15 protein-coding genes and 2 rRNA genes are annotated in these 18,050 nt (G+C 48.5%); 9 read left to right on the top strand and 8 right to left on the bottom strand.

What is annotated here, in order from left to right:
• The first annotated feature begins 187 nt into the window (after window positions 1–187).
• The 4 genes from rrf (QNM19_RS10790) (at window position 188) to QNM19_RS10805 (ending at window position 2,937) form a co-directional block, all read left to right on the top strand.
• Window positions 188–302: ribosomal RNA gene (rrf, locus tag QNM19_RS10790) — 5S ribosomal RNA — on the top strand.
• A gap of 40 nt (window positions 303–342) precedes the next feature.
• Window positions 343–457, top strand: a 5S ribosomal RNA gene (gene rrf, locus QNM19_RS10795).
• A 333-nt stretch (window positions 458–790) separates the two neighbouring features.
• Window positions 791–1,405, top strand: coding sequence for a trimeric intracellular cation channel family protein (locus QNM19_RS10800; protein WP_049865671.1), 615 nt, complete (start codon window positions 791–793; stop codon window positions 1,403–1,405).
• A 14-nt stretch (window positions 1,406–1,419) separates the two neighbouring features.
• On the top strand, window positions 1,420–2,937 hold the full coding sequence (locus tag QNM19_RS10805; RefSeq protein ID WP_049865670.1) for a YifB family Mg chelatase-like AAA ATPase: 1,518 nt from the start codon (window positions 1,420–1,422) through the stop codon (window positions 2,935–2,937).
• A gap of 8 nt (window positions 2,938–2,945) precedes the next feature.
• Here the strand turns inward: QNM19_RS10805 and QNM19_RS10810 are convergent, their stop codons facing one another.
• The 3 genes from QNM19_RS10810 to QNM19_RS10820 form a co-directional block, all read right to left on the bottom strand.
• Window positions 2,946–3,650: a response regulator transcription factor gene (locus QNM19_RS10810; protein ID WP_010386686.1), complete on the bottom strand. Its 705-nt coding sequence runs from the start codon at window positions 3,648–3,650 to the stop codon at window positions 2,946–2,948.
• 210 nt (window positions 3,651–3,860) lie between these two features.
• A complete protein-coding gene (locus QNM19_RS10815; protein WP_049865669.1) occupies window positions 3,861–6,314 on the bottom strand; it encodes an alpha/beta hydrolase family protein in 2,454 nt (817 codons plus the stop codon).
• 89 nt (window positions 6,315–6,403) lie between these two features.
• Window positions 6,404–7,612 carry an EAL domain-containing response regulator gene (locus QNM19_RS10820; RefSeq protein WP_049865668.1) on the bottom strand — a complete coding sequence of 403 codons (1,209 nt, stop codon included), beginning with the start codon at window positions 7,610–7,612 and terminating at the stop codon, window positions 6,404–6,406.
• Window positions 7,613–7,834: 222 nt separating this feature from the next.
• On the opposite strand from QNM19_RS10820, the gene QNM19_RS10825 reads away from it, so the two are divergent.
• Window positions 7,835–8,812 (top strand): site-2 protease family protein, encoded by a 978-nt coding sequence (locus tag QNM19_RS10825; protein WP_417712174.1) that lies wholly within the window; start codon window positions 7,835–7,837, stop codon window positions 8,810–8,812.
• Between the two features lie 40 nt (window positions 8,813–8,852).
• On the opposite strand, the gene QNM19_RS10830 is transcribed toward QNM19_RS10825, so the two are convergent.
• Window positions 8,853–10,166 (bottom strand): short-chain fatty acid transporter, encoded by a 1,314-nt coding sequence (locus QNM19_RS10830; RefSeq protein WP_049866087.1) that lies wholly within the window; start codon window positions 10,164–10,166, stop codon window positions 8,853–8,855.
• Between the two features lie 239 nt (window positions 10,167–10,405).
• Here QNM19_RS10830 and QNM19_RS10835 point away from each other — a divergent pair, with 239 nt between their 5' ends.
• The gene (locus QNM19_RS10835; protein WP_010386680.1) at window positions 10,406–10,630 is read left to right on the top strand and encodes a hypothetical protein; all 225 of its coding nucleotides are present in this window, start codon (window positions 10,406–10,408) and stop codon (window positions 10,628–10,630) included.
• Here the strand turns inward: QNM19_RS10835 and QNM19_RS10840 are convergent.
• Window positions 10,622–11,527, bottom strand: coding sequence for an AEC family transporter (locus tag QNM19_RS10840; protein ID WP_284026695.1), 906 nt, complete (start codon window positions 11,525–11,527; stop codon window positions 10,622–10,624). The genes QNM19_RS10835 and QNM19_RS10840 overlap by 9 nt on opposite strands.
• A gap of 136 nt (window positions 11,528–11,663) precedes the next feature.
• Between QNM19_RS10840 and QNM19_RS10845 the strand changes: the two genes are divergently transcribed.
• A complete protein-coding gene (locus tag QNM19_RS10845; protein ID WP_049866088.1) occupies window positions 11,664–12,038 on the top strand; it encodes a YacL family protein in 375 nt (124 codons plus the stop codon).
• A gap of 8 nt (window positions 12,039–12,046) precedes the next feature.
• On the opposite strand, the gene QNM19_RS10850 is transcribed toward QNM19_RS10845, so the two are convergent.
• Complete coding sequence (locus tag QNM19_RS10850) at window positions 12,047–12,751, bottom strand: 2OG-Fe(II) oxygenase (protein WP_049866089.1); 705 nt, start codon at window positions 12,749–12,751, stop codon at window positions 12,047–12,049.
• Between the two features lie 29 nt (window positions 12,752–12,780).
• On the opposite strand from QNM19_RS10850, the gene QNM19_RS10855 reads away from it, so the two are divergent.
• On the top strand, window positions 12,781–13,170 hold the full coding sequence (locus QNM19_RS10855) for an acyl-CoA thioesterase (RefSeq protein WP_049866090.1): 390 nt from the start codon (window positions 12,781–12,783) through the stop codon (window positions 13,168–13,170).
• A 21-nt stretch (window positions 13,171–13,191) separates the two neighbouring features.
• Here QNM19_RS10855 and QNM19_RS10860 read toward each other — a convergent pair whose 3' ends face one another.
• Both QNM19_RS10860 and uvrA read right to left on the bottom strand, forming a co-directional pair.
• The gene (locus tag QNM19_RS10860; protein ID WP_284026696.1) at window positions 13,192–14,274 is read right to left on the bottom strand and encodes a hypothetical protein; all 1,083 of its coding nucleotides are present in this window, start codon (window positions 14,272–14,274) and stop codon (window positions 13,192–13,194) included.
• Window positions 14,275–14,338: 64 nt separating this feature from the next.
• The gene (gene uvrA, locus QNM19_RS10865; RefSeq protein WP_049862887.1) at window positions 14,339–17,158 is read right to left on the bottom strand and encodes an excinuclease ABC subunit UvrA; all 2,820 of its coding nucleotides are present in this window, start codon (window positions 17,156–17,158) and stop codon (window positions 14,339–14,341) included.
• 124 nt (window positions 17,159–17,282) lie between these two features.
• On the opposite strand from uvrA, the gene QNM19_RS10870 reads away from it, so the two are divergent.
• Window positions 17,283–18,035: a substrate-binding periplasmic protein gene (locus QNM19_RS10870; protein ID WP_049862886.1), complete on the top strand. Its 753-nt coding sequence runs from the start codon at window positions 17,283–17,285 to the stop codon at window positions 18,033–18,035.
• Window positions 18,036–18,050 lie beyond the last annotated feature (15 nt).

The raw sequence follows: 18,050 nt of genomic DNA on the forward strand, positions 1-18,050 counted from the left end.
ATAGGCGAGATGTGGAAGTGGTGTGAGCCATTGAGCTAACTCGTACTAATTACCCGTGAGGCTTAACCATACAACGCCAAAGTGGTTTTGTTTGTTAGAAGTTAAGAAATAAAGTAGACGAAAGAATTTAATACGCTTTTCCAGATTTTAGTGAGGTGTTGATAAACATCTTGCACAACAGTTTATGCTTGGTAACCATAGCATTTTGGAACCACCTGACCCCATGCCGAACTCAGTAGTGAAACGAAATAGCGCCGATGATAGTGTGGGGTTTCCCATGTGAAAGTAGGACATTGCCAAGCTCCTAATTTAAAAAACTAGAACAAAAATTGAAAAGATTTTCCTGGTGAAAATAGCGTTTTGGAACCACCTGACCCCATGCCGAACTCAGTAGTGAAACGAAACAGCGCCGATGATAGTGTGGGGTTTCCCATGTGAAAGTAGGACATCGCCAGGGCCCAATTAAATGAACCCGTTGCAGCAATGCAACGGGTTTTTTGCTATGTGTAATTTAAAAAACAGTAGACAGAACCGTGTTGTCTATTCATCCATGAAGCTGGATTCCATCGCGCTTCTCTATAATTGCTCCTGCATTATTCTACTTCCCCACATCTATGTGGCTCTTTGCGCTCATCTCTTTGAACTACGAAGCATTACTACGGTTTCTTATCGCTCTTGCATAAAGGTGCGTTAAAGCACGACTTTTCGCTATATTTCAGATTGGTTTGAGCTACTTAATTGGTCAAAACTGAGCTAGTATCCAAGCATGTCACTCATTTACTAGAAAATAATGTCTGAGCTTTATCACTGGTTTGATTTGTTAGGTGTAATGGTGTTTGCCATATCAGGTACCTTAATTGCTTATAGTAAGCATATGGATGGGTTTGGTGTGGTTGTGTTGGCAACTGTAACCGGTATAGGAGGCGGGACTATAAGAGATGTGATCCTCGATGTTCCGGTCTTTTGGTTGCATGATTCAAGCTATTTTATCGCTATCTTTTCAGCGATAGCAGTTAGTATCTGGACGCTGAACCGGCAAAAGAAGATCCCCACATTGTATCTGCAAGTTGCTGATGCATTTGGATTGGCCTTCTTTGCTGTTATGGGGGTCCAAAAAGCGCTGGATATCGGTATGCCAGACACAACCGCTGTGATTATGGGCGTTTTGACAGGGTGCTTTGGTGGTGTGATCCGGGATGTACTGGCGAGAGAAATTCCGCTTTTACTCAAGGGTGAGTTATACGCAATCACCTGTATTTTGGGCGGGATGGTTTATACTCAACTCATAGACTTTAATTTATCAACAGAAGTTGTCATGTTGCTGGCGATGGCCACCACGTTGTTTGCCCGGCTGGCAGCTATGCGTTGGGGCATTGTGTTGCACGTCTTTAATTACAAAGATTAACCATAGGACAAGGAATGTCATTAGCAAGAATACTCACGCGTGCTCAGGTCGGCATTGAGTCCCCTGTTGTCACGGTAGAAGTTCACCTGAGTAACGGCTTACCTAGCTTTAACATAGTGGGTCTGCCGGAAACGTCGGTCAAAGAATCTAAAGAGCGTGTGCGCTCAGCATTGCATAACTCAAATTTTGTCTTTCCAGAACAACGTATCACAGTGAATTTAGCACCGGCTGATCTGCCTAAGCAAGGCGGCCGCTATGACCTCGCAATCGCAGTGGGCATCCTGGTTGCATCAGGGCAGCTGAACGAACAGGCAACACAAGGGTGCGAATTTTATGGTGAGCTTGCCCTCAATGGGGAGATAAGAGCTGTGACGGCCATTATCCCGGTTGTAATGGCTGCCAAACATGAACACCACACCTGTTATATCCCGGAAGAAAACTTGGGCATGGCGCAGCTTGTTGAGTATCAGCAGTGTGTTGCTGCGAAAACACTGCATGCCCTGTGGCTAGACCTGAGTGGCCAATCATCGTTACCTTTGACAACCCATGCACCTATTTCTCCTGCTAATACGGTCAGCTACGCTCAGATGGATATGAGTGATGTTAAAGGGCAAGTGATGGCCAAGCGTGCACTCGAAATTGCCGCCGCCGGAGGTCATAATATTTTGTTTCTTGGCCCTCCGGGCACAGGTAAATCCATGCTAGCACAGCGCATGCCGGGGATTATGCCGAATATGAGCATAGAACAAGCGTTACAAACGGCTGCTGTCTATTCTTTAACGGGAAAGCAGCTTAGCCTGGAAAATTGGCGTAGCAGGCCATTCCGCGCGCCTCATCATACCTGCTCTGCGGTTGCCCTGGTGGGTGGCTCATCCAACCCCCGTCCGGGTGAAATATCTTTGGCGCATAATGGGGTGCTCTTCTTAGACGAATTGCCTGAATATGAACGTAAGGTGCTGGACTCTCTCAGAGAGCCGATGGAAACGGGGCAGGTGACCATTTCGCGTGCTGCACAGCAAGTTGACTTTCCCGCCTGTTTTCAGCTCATCGCTGCACTTAATCCGAGCCCTACTGGCTGCCATACTGATAAACGCGCATCGCCAGAGCAGGTATTGAGATATTTAAGTAAAATATCAGGCCCTTTTGTCGACCGGATAGATTTGCAGATAGAATTGCCCAGACTCAGTACGCAGGAACTGCAATCCTCTAAACCGGAAGTGAGCAGTGAGGAGATACGTAGCAGAGTTGAGGCGGCGTTTAGCCTGGCTTTGAGCCGACAGGGCAAAGCAAACGCCAGGCTAACAACCCGGGAAATTGAGCAGTATTGTACGCTGGTACCTGATGTTGCCCAGCTGCTTGCCAGAGCAACAGAGAAGTTGAACCTCTCGCCACGTTCTTATCATCGCATCATCAAGGTAGCCAGAACGATAGCAGACTTGTCACATCGCCCGGAAATAACGGTTCCTGACCTTAAAGAGGCACTCAGTTATCGGGCATTTGAGCGTTTATTGGGGCAGCTGACGTACAGTTGAGTGTGTGATTAGGTGGATAGCATGTAGCCTTTGCCACGAACCGTCACAATGCGTTTCTGCTCTTTTTCATCACCGAGCTTTTTGCGCAACCTACCGATAAGTACATCAACAGTTCGGTCACTCGGGCTCCAGTCTGGCTGGCCGATTTCTTCTGAAATTTTGGCTCTGGAAGTGGCTTTACCGGCGTTCGCAATGAGGCAAATAAGCACCTTGTGCTCGGCTTCTGTGAGTCTGGCTTCGTCGCCATGTGGATTAATGAGCGTACGGTTATCCGGGTGAAGTTTAAAATCTGCATATTCGATAAATTCTTCAGATTCGTCTTCCCCTTTGCTGCCTGCAATACGTTTATACAGGGCACGCATTCGAAGTTCCAGCTCGAGCAGATCAACAGGCTTACAGACGTAGTCATCCGCGCCCTGAGCTAAACCAGCAATGCGATCTGCTTGTGTATCGCGACTAGAGAGCATGATCACGCCGATATCGGTAAGCGTATTGAGTTCTTTGGCAAGGTTGAGGCCATCCGTTGCGGGTAATACAACATCTACAATGGCCATGTCGAAGGGATTGCCTTCATTGATTTGATTATGAACGAGCTGCAATGCTTGTGCACCGGTGTTATCCAGCGTGAGCTGAAATTCAGTATTTGCAAAATGGTTTGCGATCCTTTTTGCCAGTAGATCGTCATCTTCCACCAGAAGCACGTTAATGTTCATAGCACCGTAACTTTATCAATAAATCACTTATATATTAGCACTGAGAAAACTGGGCTGAGAAGGGTAAGTTGATTATTTTCAAATAAAAAACAATGCAAATAAAACTTTAGTATGAACCTGAGAAGTGAATAAAAATGTGCTAATTCTGAAATATCATACAGTTGAATGGCTTTTTAAAAAAAAGGCAGCACCTAAGTGCTGCCCATGATTTTATTTACCGTATAGGTGTTGCCACCATTGAGGTTGATCTTTCAGGTGTTTGTCAAAGTAGGCGAGCATAGTGTCCCACCACTGAAAACGTCGGTCGCGAGCAAATATCTGATGGTCCGCGCCCTTAATTTCAATCAGTTCAACATCCTGGCCGAGTAGCTTCAGTGCGGTATACATAGTGTGGCTTTCCCCGACAGGTACATTGACATCGGCATCACCGTGTAACAGCAGCAGTGGCGTTGTTACTTTATCGGCATTAAAGACTGGGCTGTGCTGCGAGTATAATTTGGCATTATTCCAGGGGAAGCTGTGCTTTGACGCTTCACCCGAATAGAGGTAACCCCACCACCCTTGTCCCCAGTATGACGTAATATTAGAGATACCAGCATGCGAAATCGATGCACTGAACATATCTGTTTTCGTGGTCAGTAACATGGTCATAAAGCCGCCATAAGAAGCGCCCAGGTTACCCAAACGATTTTTATCAACATAGGAATATTCGGTCAGGAAGGCTTTGGTGCCTTTGATAATGTCATCGGCAGTTTGCTCACCCCAGGCATTGACATGCTGAGCTGAGAAGCGTTGGCCAAAACCAGTCGCCCCTGTTGGTTGCAAGACATAAACCACATAGCCGTTTGCAGCCCACAGATTAAATGGGTAACGCCCTGTAAAGGCTCTGGAGACCGGTGAAGTGCCGCCATAATAGTAGATTAAGGCTGGATACTGTTTGGATTTATCCAGGTTGTGAGGCAGGTATACCCGGCCTTTGATTTCCGTGCCCTGACTGTTGGTGAAGTTAAACTCTTCCAGTTTTGCAATCTCGCTGTTGCGATAAGCAAGTGGCGCTGAGTCCCACAAAGTACGAGCGCGATTCTTATAGATGTTAACCTGTTTGAGTTGTTGTGGTGCTGAAGCTTGTGTACCGGTGACGAGTAATGCTGGTTTACGGTTATCAGCAATACTGAAGCGCTCTACCACGTCTAAGCCAGTTTTCAAACGCGTGTAGCGATCTTTGCTGACATCGTAGAGATACAGTTGCTGACGATCTTCATCTGTCACCTTCGCTATGACGTCGCCGTTACTGAGTACGTTTATACTGCCGATCGCGGGGTTAAAGGCTTTACTTAGCGCTTTTGCCTGGGCGCCTTGCTGATCTAACCAGTACAACTGGCCGTCGTAGTTATTGGTGAGTTGATCTTTTTCAACCGCTCTGCCGAGGCCATTTTTGAAATCTGGACCAGCTACAGCATAGATCCCCTTGGCTCCATATTTTGCTTCATTGAATGTGCGGTACTGACCCAGCACAGTTTCGGTGCCCTGTGTCAGATTGAATTCAACCAGCTCGGTTAACATATGCGGGGGAGCTGCATAATCCTGCACTGCACGGCTGGTAAGAATGCGATTGCTTTTAGCATCGTGATCTTCAAGCGTATGGCTTTGTTTGCCTTCAGTGAGTGCCTGGATCATACCGCTTTTAATATCCAGCAAATAGATTTGTGTATTGGTACGTGCATAGGACCAGCGATCTTCCAGGCCCTGATAATGCTTCACCAAAGAGGTGTCTTTAGCAGGCGATTTAGACCAGCTAAATATCAGGCTGGTATCATTAAAATAGGCAAACTCACTGGCGCCTTTAAGATCCTCTGCGATCACCCGGGATGTCAGGGTCGCGAGATCGAGCGTTTTTAGCTGGCCGTGCTGGCTGAAAACCAGCTGCTCGCCATCCTGACGCCAGGCTAAAGAACCGGCGTTAACCCCTTCAAGCGTGAAGATGACTTTATCATCGTCATTGAATACCGTGGTTTGAGTCAGTGCCTGATTACCGCGATTCGCCTGATAGTGCTTTTGTGTCGTGACATAATGCTCAGCATCCGGTGAGACGGAAACGGCACTGACGACTGGGGCATCGAATAACTGTTTAGCAGACAGCGCTTTGGTTGTTTTGTCAGTAAACAACAGGCGATCGTGGTCTGTTTTGCCATTGAACGCCACAGAGACTTTTTTCCAGTCAGCGACTTGTTCAGCAATAATGATGACCTGATGATCGCCGGTGGGTAAATTGAGAGTTGAGGACATCTTGTCAGAATGGCGTTCACCATTGACGAAAATATGTGCCTTCTCTATGCCGTCCAGCACCAGTTCACCCTGCACGAAACGGTTGACCGAAAATTCCATTTTCATTGCCTGCAGCCCGCCCATAGTCAGTGCATTTAACTGAGACAGTGGCTGCCACTTGGCGTCAACACCCAGCATAGACACGGCTTTCTCTGAACCCGACAAGCTCGGGACCAGGTTAGCGATTATGGTTTGTTGATGTGCCGTATTATAGGGCTTAATTGTGCTGGCCTGACCCAGAGGGCCAATAAATTGAATATCCTGCTTGTTGATTGGAGCAGCACTGAGTGATGTACTCAATGCAGACAACAGCAGTAAAGCGACCGATTTTAACTTCATAGTTTGCGCCTATTGTGGGTAAATTAGACGCATACTATAACATATACTGTTCGCTTCTCATCCACACCTGAGACTAACTCACAATCTCCTTATGGGTTTGAATTTATCATTCTCTGCCATGAGTGGATCCAGCGAATAAACTCGGGTAGGGCTTTAGGCCGACTGATCAGATAGCCTTGCATCAGCAAACTGTATTTATATTTTTCCAGATATTGTAACTCTTCAATGCGCTCTATGCCTTCAGCAACAATGTCCATTTGTTGATTTTGTGCAATATCAATCAGGCTGTCGACCAGTACCTGGGAAAAACGGTCACACTCTATATAGGTGATGAGCGAGCGGTCCAGTTTGATTTCAGTAAAGGGCAGGCTTTTTAACTGCTGCAGGTTAGTAAACCCGGTTCCGAAGTCATCCAGTGAGAGGTCGAAGCCTCTTAACCTTAATCTGTTGATGGTTTCCAGTTGCAAGCTGCTAACAATGGGTTGGTTTTCGGTGATCTCTATGATCACTTCCTTGGGTTCCAGACGGTTGAGTTCGAGGATCAGAGCCAGCTTGTCCGGACAGCCACTGTCATTGAGTTGTACAGGCGACAAGTTAAAAGCGAGTTTAAAGGGGTAATTGAGTTCGGCTCTGAGTTTTTGGAACTCTTTAGTGGCTTTCTCAAACAATTGAAAAGTAACCAGGTTTATCAAGTCCAGATCCTGAGCCACCCCGATAAATCGATGAGGAAGAAGGGTTTCACCATACTGCTGAGAAACAATACGCGCTAACACTTCGACACTTTTGATCTTCTTGCTGCCACGATGGACTTTGGGCTGATAAAAGGGCGTGATTTCGTTATTACTGATCGCATACAGCAGTTGATCTTCTGTGACACAAGACTCTTCTGACTCATCGTTACCAATAAAACTATCCAGCTTCTTAAGCAGTCTGTCGACGTCATTGAGTTGTACAGGTTTAGAGATATTGCCTATCAGGTGGGTATTATGTTGTCTTGCCAGGTTTGCAGCTAGATCCATCACCCGGGTTTCCATCTCTGAAATAATGACAATCCCGCCGGGATATCTCAGCTCACCGAGCTTGCGGATCAGTTCCATACCATCCATATCAGGCATGTTGAGATCGGTAAAAACCGCATCATAGTGCAAAGGGGTTTGCCGAACCAGCTCCAGCGCTTGGGGTGCACTGTCTACGGTGGTCACATAGTCTACTTCCAACTCAGCCAGTATGGCTTTCATGACTATCAATATCGCCTGTGAATCGTCAACGACAAGAATGTGTTTAGCCTGATGTTGCATGACGCTATCCTTAGTTTGGAACCTAATTGTCAGTTTAGTACATGGGATATAGAACGCACATGACAGAGGTGTGGCTTGGAAAAAATAATTGTGCTGTTGGCGCCCAGCGTATGCTCACAGGGCTAGGTACTTGTCGATGAAAAGTGCGTATAATGGGCACACTTTATGTTTTAACGACGAGTCAATATGACCCGCATTGAGTTTCCCTTAGCAGGCTATCGGATGTCTGTACTAGTAAATCGCCAGGAGATCCTTCAGGTATATCAGGATCAGCAGCGGCTGGCACATGAACCTATCGACGCACAATTGGTCCAGGTCAATGTTGCGGGACACACACTTCAACTGGATCGCAGTCGACTAGCTGAGGGGTTGCTGGCGGTGGCAGTCAACGACGAACCCTGGCAGTGGCTGGAGGTGCCAATCCAGCATAATGACAATAAAGGAAGCTGGCTTGGGCTGGCGGCTTTAGGGTTTAAGTTGCTAAAGAGTGCCAATGTAGTTAAAGCAGCACTGGCAGGGGCCTCATTGGCTGGGTATGCCTGGCTGTTTTCCTGGCAGTTTGCGGTGATGTTATTAGCGTGTTTGGTGATCCATGAGTACGGCCATATTCGGGCAATGCGCTACTTTGGATTGAAAACCAAAGGGATTTACCTTATCCCGTTTGTAGGGGGGCTGGCTGTTAGTGAAGACAAACTGACTACCCGTTGGCAAAATGTCATTATCTCCTTGATGGGACCTGCTTTTGGCTTACTTGCCTCGCTGCTAGCTGTGGTTCTGTATTATGTGACCGAGCTGGAGATATTTGCTGGTGTGGCGGTCCTGAGTGCATTGCTTAACCTCTTTAATATGTTGCCCATTTTACCGCTCGATGGGGGACATGTACTGAAGAGTATCAGCTTTTCTATGCGCTCCTGGGTTGGCCTGCTGATCTGTCTGGCTGGGATTTTGCTGGGTGTGGTGATCAGCTATACCTTTGGTTTGATGCTACTGGTGTTTTTCCTGCTGATAGGCACACTCGATATTTTACTGGAGTGGCGGGGCCGCCATCAGGCTCATCTCATCCCGCTAGATCGCTATGGTCAGATAGTTTCAACGGCGCTGTATGTTGTTGTCTGCGCCGGCTTAATTGGCGTGATGTGGCACTTTGCTGACGCGGATAGTGTATTGCTGAGTCTGCCCATTAAAGTACTATCCAATTAAGCTTTAGCCGGTCAGGTTACTGACCGGCATGCATGGCGGGCTAGGCCAGGGTCAGTAACAGTGCAATCACCACGCCACTGACCAGCAATTGAATCAAACAAAATCCCATAATATCTTTGGCTTTCAAGCCGGCAATGGCCAGTACCGGCAGCGCCCAAAAGGGCTGAATAAGGTTGGTCCAGGCATCGCCCCAGGCAACGGCCATAGCAACACGAGCAATGTCGGTCCCAAGCGCTTGTGCAGCCGGGATCACGATAGGCGCCTGCACAGCCCATTGCCCACCTCCTGAAGGAACAAAAATGTTCACAAGTCCAGCACTGAGAAAGCTCCATAAGGGTAGTGTTGTGCTGGTACTGATCTCGACAAAGCCACCAGAGATCTGCTGTGCGAGTCCGGTTTTGACCATCACAGCCATGATCCCTGCATAGAAAGGAAACTGGATAACTATACCTGCACCTCCCCTAATCGCCTCTTGTAAGCTGTTTAGCAGGTTAGCTGGAGTGCGATGCAACAAGATGGCCAGAAACAGGAATAATGCAATGACACTATTAAGGTTGAGCGTACCATCGGCGGCCAAAAAATAATAAAACAGGTAGCCACACCCGAGTAGGCCTATTGTCGTGCCGATCACCGCGCTGTGTTCAAGGCGCTCTGCCGGAGTCATTGAGGCGGGTGGGCTAGGTGGTTCCGGTTGTGTCAGTTTGCTGGGTTCCACCACGACCTGAGACTGAGCCGGTGGGAGCATAAAGCGATTAAGCAGGGGCATGATCACCAATAACACACCCAAAATAAGCAGGTTGAATGGTGCGAACAGCGTTTGGCTGGTGCCCAGAACGCCTATCTGAGCTTCGGCAAAATGGCCCGGTGTGGCAATGGTAAGTGGTACTGAACCGGCCAGTCCGCCATGCCAGACGATAAATCCAGAGTAGGCACTGGCCACCAATAAGCGATAATCTACAGCAATCTGGCGAGCAAGCGCTTTAGCAAATAAGGCACCTACCACCAGACCAAAACCCCAGTTTAACCAGCTTGCCAGCATCGCAACTAAGGTGACCAGCATAATGGCCTGTGCAGGCGTGCGTGCGAACGTGGCCAGTTTGTTGAGCGCTATGATACAGGGGCGTGTGCTGGCTAACATATATCCGCACACTAAAATGAGCAGCATCTGCATGGCAAATTGCAGCAGGTTCCAAAACCCTTGCCCCCAAATGGTGATAGCCTCCAGTGGGGTCGTAGGTGTAAACATGCTGGCAAGGGTGAGCACCAGCAGGGTCAGCAGGCAAACGAAGATATAGGGGTCGGGTAAATATCGTTCAACCAGTCGACTGAGTGGCTGCGTGATATGGTTTAGCATGACAGGTTCCCATTGAATGTGCGCAACAAACAGCATTCCTATAAAAAGTGACTTAATTCACTAAAAGTTAGTCAATTAAGCTATGCTAATAGCTGTGAGCGTCGCGTGATTTTTTTATTTTATTGATTTATAAGTGTTTATAATATTGGCACAAAACATGTAACAGTTAAATCATACGATTGAATTGTCTGCGCGTCACCATACAAATGCGCAGTTAAAACTAAAAAAGAGAGGTATTTATGGCAGGACAGGGTTCAGGAGGCAATGTAATTGCCGCAATATGTAATGTCTTTTTTCCAGGTTTAGGACAATTAGTGCAGGGACGTTTACTTGCTGCACTTATCTTCGCAGTCGTCTGTGTTGGTGGATATGCACTATGGTGGCTGGTAGTGCCTGCAGTAGTGGCCGCCATTTTCCATTTGTGGTCGATCATTGATGCGGCCAAGTACCGCTCATCAGATTGATAAAACAGCTAGCCACAGGCTGAGTGAGATCACACTGAGCAGGGTAGATAGCACCACGCCGCCAGCACTGACTGCTTGTTGAACGGATAGCTGGCGGGCAACCAGGTACGCGTTGACACCCAGTGGTGCGGCACTCATCAGCGTGACGACCTGGCGTTGTAATGGCTCTAGTGCCAGTAGTGTTGCTGTCAGATAAACGCAAAGAGGCAGTATCAGCAGTTTGACGATACTGACCATGAGTGCCGGATACCACACCGAGCGAAACCCATACTGGACCAGACTGGCACCCAGCACAAACAGTGCGCCTGCAATGGCTGGTTGGGCAAACCAGTCCATGCCTGACAGGAGCAGAGTCGGGATAGTCACTGGCAGTAAATTGGCGAGCAGTCCGAGACTGATACTCAGTACAACAGGGTTCAAAAACAGGGGCTTTAGCCAGTCTATGCCGCCTCTCCCTTTGCCGGCCAAAATGAAAGTAAGAGAAAATAACACGGCACTGTGTAGTGGGATGATCATAAATACCATGGCCGCAGCCTGTTCACCCAGTGCTGCCAGAATAACAGGCAGACCCACCACCACCGTATTTGAGTAGGTGCCGTTTAATGCACTTAATGCGGCTTCTTCGGTCGCGAGGTTAAAACGTTGCCGCATCACGAGTAGCACTAAGCAGTACAACACAATGACGGGCAGATAAAACGCCAGCAGTAACTTTGCAGAGGCAACCTGTGACAGGTCGGCGCGATACATACTCAAGAACAGCAGCATAGGGATGGCGAGATTAAAAATATAGACGCGGATCCCATCCAATTGTGCAGCCGAGATAAATCGGATCCGCGCCGCCACAAACCCACAGCTGACGACGAAAATCAATGGAAACAGGATATCAATGAAAGTCACAGTGTACTCGTTGGTTGTGAAGGGCGTTATTTGGTAATGCAGAATCATATTATACGGGTTTATCGGCACTAAACAATGCAGCGTCGTGTGGTTCAGGTATACTAATAGTGTTGTATTAAATGACCTTGAAGTGACTATGGAGTATCAGTTTATTCGCGATCCGATAGCCGGATTTCGTGTCAAAATGTCAGCGGAACATGAGCTGGTAGGACGCTGGTTAAATGATGAACTTGCACACGACGCATTACCGGTCTTGCTGGCTCGCCTGAAAGAAATCAAAGCAACCCGGGATGAGTTTTGCCTGGAAGGACGCGAGGTGCGCCTGATAGTCTCCCATCAGGAAGCGCTGTTTGAAGCCCATGACTTATATCACGAGCAAACCGATGCTTTGTCTGCATTCAGCGATGATGCGCTCGCTTTGGAAGAGCATGGCCTGAGCGCAGGGTGTGGCTTCGAAGATTTCGAAGCCCTGTTACTGGATTGGCAGGATTTTATTCGTCGCCGCCGTTAGCCCGTGGCTTATTGAGGCGGTGCACCATATAGTTGCTCCGCACGATTAAATAATACCCAGGATGTGAGAATATATTTGTCGTTAGAGCGTGGCATATTGCCCCGGTGCGTATGTGTAAAGTAGGCGGGTGCAATCACCATTGAGCCCTGTTTTGGCTTGATGCATTTGTCCTGATAATGAAACTCGGTTTCTCCGCCTTCTTCCACGTCATTGAGATAAAACATAAATAGCAGCACCCGGTGTAGTGCTTCGTTGTGCTGCAATTGCGGGTAAACTTCGCTGTGCCAGTAGGGATAACCGCCTTCATTTGTCGGGTAGCGTTGTGCCTGGATAGAGCCCAAACGAAATAGTTGTTGGGTTAATATGGGGAGCTGAGGTTTACCTACTTCCTCAAAGTTATCAACGGTTAAATTGACTGGCTGGCCAGTCTTTGGATGATACACACTGAGCCCGAAGGCGCCAATCATCATGAAAAAGTGCTCTTCAATATAATCGAACAGGTATTTCGACGTGGTTTGTTGAATATGTGTTAATTGCTGAGCATAATCCGGGTATTGATTTAAATACAGATCCTGACTGATTTTTTTACTGAGATCGACGCCTCCAGAGGTGGTCCCTTGCGCCAGATGAGGGCTGTTATCAAAGGTCTGAATAAACTGCTGGCAAAACTCAGGACTCAGTGCATTCTCATAAATGCGAATAAAATCAGTCATGTTGATATCCAAAATTGGTTAGAATTATTATGTTGTCAGAAACTATTATGCCGCGTTTCAGTGAAACGGATGTCCTCGGACACATCAACAATACCGCACTCCCGGTATGGTTTGAAGCGGCGCGCACGCCTATTTTCAAAATTTTTACACCGGATCTTAATCCACATCAATGGAAGCTAATTGTTGCCAAGGTAGAAGTAACTTTTAAAGGCGAGCTGTTTTACGGTCAGCCTGTTGAAGTCAAAACGGCGATTGAAAAGGTTGGTAATAGCTCCTTTGTGATCCTTCAGCAGGCCTGGCAGCATGATGAATGTTGTGCCGAAGGGCGCACTGTGATGGTGCGTTATGACTTTGCAGGTAAAACATCTCAGTCACTTAGTGATGAAGAGCAGGCTGCGCTAAGCAAGTATGCGTTATAGCGCGCCCGGTCGGATATTCGCTTAGCGGCTTCGGAACTGATGCCCGATGGCCGCTGAAATGCAGGGTTTAACAACAAATTCATAGCGGGCAGGATCGCCCTCAAGTTTAGTAATTTCCAGCAGTTCGTAGTCGTTTAACTCAATGATCCGCGTACCTGGTGTAATTTCACACCGAGAACGGCTGTCCGATTCATACTCGTAGATAAAGTAAGTCAGTGCGTTTTGCAGATGGCGTTCATACTTGTCAGCATTCTGCTCAAATGCTGACAACTGGACTTTGAGTTCGTTCAGCTCCGCCTGTTGCTCCGCCTGTTGCTCCGCCAGTTTCGCTTGTTCTGTGTCATCGACTGCTGAGCCTGCTACGGCGTCAATTTCGGTGTATTTATGCGCATTGTCGGCGTCATCTTGCATCGCAATATTGAGCTGGATTGACTGACCGGTAAAGCCTTCTACGATATGGCGTAAAAAGCTATTCACGCCTCGGGACATACCCGTTGAAGAAATAAACACCGCCATTTGGTAGAGTAAAAATAACCCAAAGAAAAAGCGCACGAGTCCGGTGGTGACAGGGTACTGGTAGTCTGGGCTATGCCACCATTTATGGAGCCCAAACGGGCGCAGTAACATAAGTACAAATAAATAAACAGGTTGAATGAGCTGCAGCAGGATCAACAGTAAAATGCTGGTGGTTACAAACCAGGTCGGGACGGACAACAGCATGCTAAAGTTGTGCGAGTAGGGCAGGTGATCCGCATTCACACCGGTGATGTCATTCACCATCCCTGCCGCCTGAGCCAGTGCATAGTTGGCAATAAACGCGTAGAACAGCAAAATCACGGCTTTGCCTGGCAGGCTTTCCCATAAGTGGATAAATCTGGGCCAGAACTCTCTGGTCATGGCTACCAGTGCGAGGATTGATGCACCCAGATAAAGCGAACTGTCTTCGGGCAGTTCATTGAAGATGGCAAGCAAACACAGCACGGTTGCTGAAAAGTAACAGCGTTGTGCCACATTCAGGGTGTGCCAGAATACCAGCCATTTTTTTTGCAGTGCCGAAAAAGGGCCTACAACAGGTTTTATTGCGCTGGGAAGTGCCAGTTTCATTGTTATTATTCCATTCCCTGACCGTGAAAGTGAGTGGGGAGCGTGGCTCCCCTTGTTCGCTCCGTTATAGCATAGGCTTGAGGTATCGACCAGTGTGAGAGGCTGCACAGTCAGCAACCTCTTCCGGGGTACCGGCAACCAGGATCTGACCACCGCCAGCGCCGCCTTCCGGGCCAAGATCGACGATCCAGTCGGCAGTTTTAATCACATCCAGATTGTGCTCTATCACCACCACTGTATTACCATGGTCACGTAAACGGTGCAGTACGACCAGCAGCTGCTGAATATCATGGAAGTGCAGACCTGTGGTCGGTTCGTCAAGGATATACAGGGTTTTACCGGTATCTCGCTTGGACAGTTCACGGGCAAGCTTGACCCGTTGTGCCTCACCGCCAGAAAGCGTGGTCGCTGCCTGGCCGAGTCGAATGTAGGACAGTCCCACATCCATCAATGTTTGTAATTTACGTTTGATTGCCGGGATTTTATCAAAGAACTCTCGGGCATCTTCTACTGTCATTTCCAGTACTTCATGGATGTTCTTACCTTTATACAGGACTTCTAAGGTTTCCCGGTTGTAGCGTTTGCCTGTACAGACATCACAGGGTACATAGACATCGGGTAAAAAGTGCATTTCGACTTTGATCACACCGTCACCCTGACAGGCTTCACAACGGCCGCCTTTCACATTGAAACTAAAGCGGCCAACCTTGTAACCCCGCGAGCGCGCTTCCTGAGTACCTGCGAATAACTCCCGGATCGCCGTAAAGATCCCGGTGTAGGTGGCCGGATTGGAGCGTGGTGTGCGTCCGATCGGGCTCTGATCTATGTCGATCACCTTGTCGAAATGCTCCAGGCCTTCAATGGACTGGTAAGGCGAAGGTTCAGCAACCGTTGCCCCGTTAAGTTCTCTGTGTGCCAGCTTGAACAGGGTATCGTTGATCAGGGTGGACTTGCCAGAGCCTGATACGCCGGTAACACAGGTCATCAGGCCAAATGGGATCCTGAGGTTCACGTTTTTGAGGTTATTCCCGCTGGCGCCATTGAGTGCCAGCCATTGCTCACCAGTCTGGTGGCGCTCAGCTGGCACGGCAATGGCTTGCTTACCACTGAGATATTGGCCAGTCAGTGATTTCGGGTTTGCCATGATGTCTTCGCGGCTGCCCTCTGCAACCACATAACCACCGTGCACACCAGCACCAGGGCCGATATCGATAATGTGGTCGGCAGCACGAATAGCATCTTCATCATGTTCAACCACAATGACGGTATTACCCAGATCGCGCAGGTGGGTGAGGGTGCTCAGCAACCGATCATTGTCTCTTTGGTGCAGTCCGATAGATGGCTCGTCAAGTACGTACATGACGCCTACCAGGCCCGCACCTATCTGACTTGCCAGTCGGATCCTTTGGGCTTCACCACCGGAGAGCGTATCGGCACTGCGTTCCAGTGACAGATAGTTCAGGCCGACATTAATTAAAAAGGACAGGCGATCACGGATCTCCTTGAGTACTTTTTCTGCGATCTTTGCCCTTTGGCCACTGAGGGTCAGTGCATCAAAAAAGTCACAGGCTTCACCAATACTCATGGTCGTGACCGTCGGCAGATTGGTAGCACCAATGAAGACGTGGCGAGCTTCTTCTCTTAACCGGGAGCCATTACACTTAGGACAGGCTTGACTGGTTTGGTACTTAGCCAGCTCTTCACGAACCGAGGCCGATTCCGTTTCCCGGTAACGGCGGTTCATATTGTTTAATACGCCTTCAAACTCATGGTTTCGGGTTATTAAGTCCCCGCGGTCATTGCGGTAGTTAAAGGCTATCTTGGTGCGTCCCGAGCCTTCGAGCACCACCTTTTGTGCGTCGCTTGATAAGTCCTGAAACGGCGTTTCGAGGTCAAAGTCATAGTGTTCAGCGACTGAACTGAGCATCTGATAATAGTAAAAGCTGCGTTTATCCCAGCCTTTAATGGCGCCACCGGACAGACTTAGCTCAGGGTTTTGCACTACCCGGCTGGGGTCAAAAAACTGTCTGACACCCAGTCCGTCACAGCTTTGACAAGCGCCGGCAGGGTTATTGAAAGAGAACAAACGAGGTTCCAGTTCGGTCATGGCATAGCCACACGTTGGGCAGGCAAAGTTGGCGGAAAACACCAGTTCTTCATCCAGGCTGTCGTCCATGGCAGCCACCACAGCAATGCCATCCGCCAGTTCCAGCGCCGTTTCAAAGGATTCGGCCAGCCTTTGCTCCAGTCCCTCTTTGACCTTGAAGCGGTCAACGACCACCTCGATGGTATGCTTTTTGTGTAGTTCCAGGGTCGGTGGATCGGATAAGTCGCACACCTCGCCATCAATGCGGGCACGAATAAAGCCCTGGCTGGCAAGTTGTTCAAGGAGTTTAACATGCTCCCCTTTACGATTTTTGACCACCGGGGCCAGCAGCATCAATTTGCTGCCTTCAGGGTGACCCAGCACGGTATCTACCATTTGACTGATGGTCTGCGCTTTCAGTGGCAAATCATGAGTTGGGCAGCGAGGTTCACCAACACGTGCGAACAACAAGCGCAGGTAATCGTAAATTTCGGTGATGGTACCTACTGTTGAACGAGGATTGTGAGAAGTAGACTTCTGCTCAATAGAAATGGCCGGCGAAAGTCCTTCGATGTGATCGACATCGGGTTTTTCCATCAGTGACAAGAACTGTCTGGCGTAAGCCGACAGGGATTCGACATAACGGCGTTGCCCTTCAGCATACAAGGTATCGAATGCCAATGATGATTTGCCAGACCCCGACAGGCCTGTGATCACGATGAGCTTGTCGCGCGGTATTGTAAGAGAGATGTCTTTGAGGTTGTGCGTGCGTGCACCTCTAACTTCTATTTTATCCATGGTGGCCTTATTTGCTGTACAAACTTACAGTGTTTTTCTCAGAGTCCAAGAGTACCCTATCCAGCCTGTAAAATTAAGCTATCTTGGCTAAACTTACGATAAACCTTGAAACCGGGGATCACATTTGTACTGGTTCGCTCTAATCTGGGTGCTGTTTACGCCGTTCGTGGTTGGGTGTGAGCTGATTGTCCGGTTTGAAAATTACGCAGCACAATCGCGTTTAGACACCAAGTTGAAGTGGCATGGTCTGGATGTGGATTTTGCCAAGGCACTGCTTGATGAGGCTGGCTGCGGTTATCAGTTCATTAATGTCCCCTGGGGTCGGGCGCTGAAAATGCTGGCTGAAGGCGAGCTTGATATGATGCTCAGTGTCACTCGTACACCTGAGCGGGAACTGTTTGCCTATTTTATTGGCCCGCAAAGAATGGAAACCATCGTGTTTGCAATGAATCAGTTACGCCCTTATCCAGTGCAAACGTTGTCCGATCTGTTTAAGCTCCCGGTGCCCGTCGCCATTCAGAAGGGGGCATTTTATGGTCATGTATTTAACGAGTTACTGTTGCGAGAGCAGACAAAAGACGAGTCGCAACGCTTTATTTATGTGGCTGATAATCAACGCAAACTCAGCTTACTTAAACATGGCAGGATCGCGGGCTTTCTGGAAGAAAAATTCAATGTGCTGTATCAGTCGCAACATAACCCCGACTTTGCCCACATCACGATGAGTTCGCTGGTGGTTAACCGTGAGCCCGTTTATTATGCGCTGAGCAGGCAGTCGGTGTCGGCTCAGGACTTACGGCAGCTGACAAGTGCATTCGAACGACTACAACACTCAGGTCGGCTAACGCGGATCCTGGCAAAGTATGGATTAGACTAAACGCCGGCTTTTCTC

Origin of the sequence: Pseudoalteromonas ardens (assembly GCF_030125445.1) — a bacterium.
GTDB lineage: Bacteria > Pseudomonadota > Gammaproteobacteria > Enterobacterales > Alteromonadaceae > Pseudoalteromonas > Pseudoalteromonas ardens.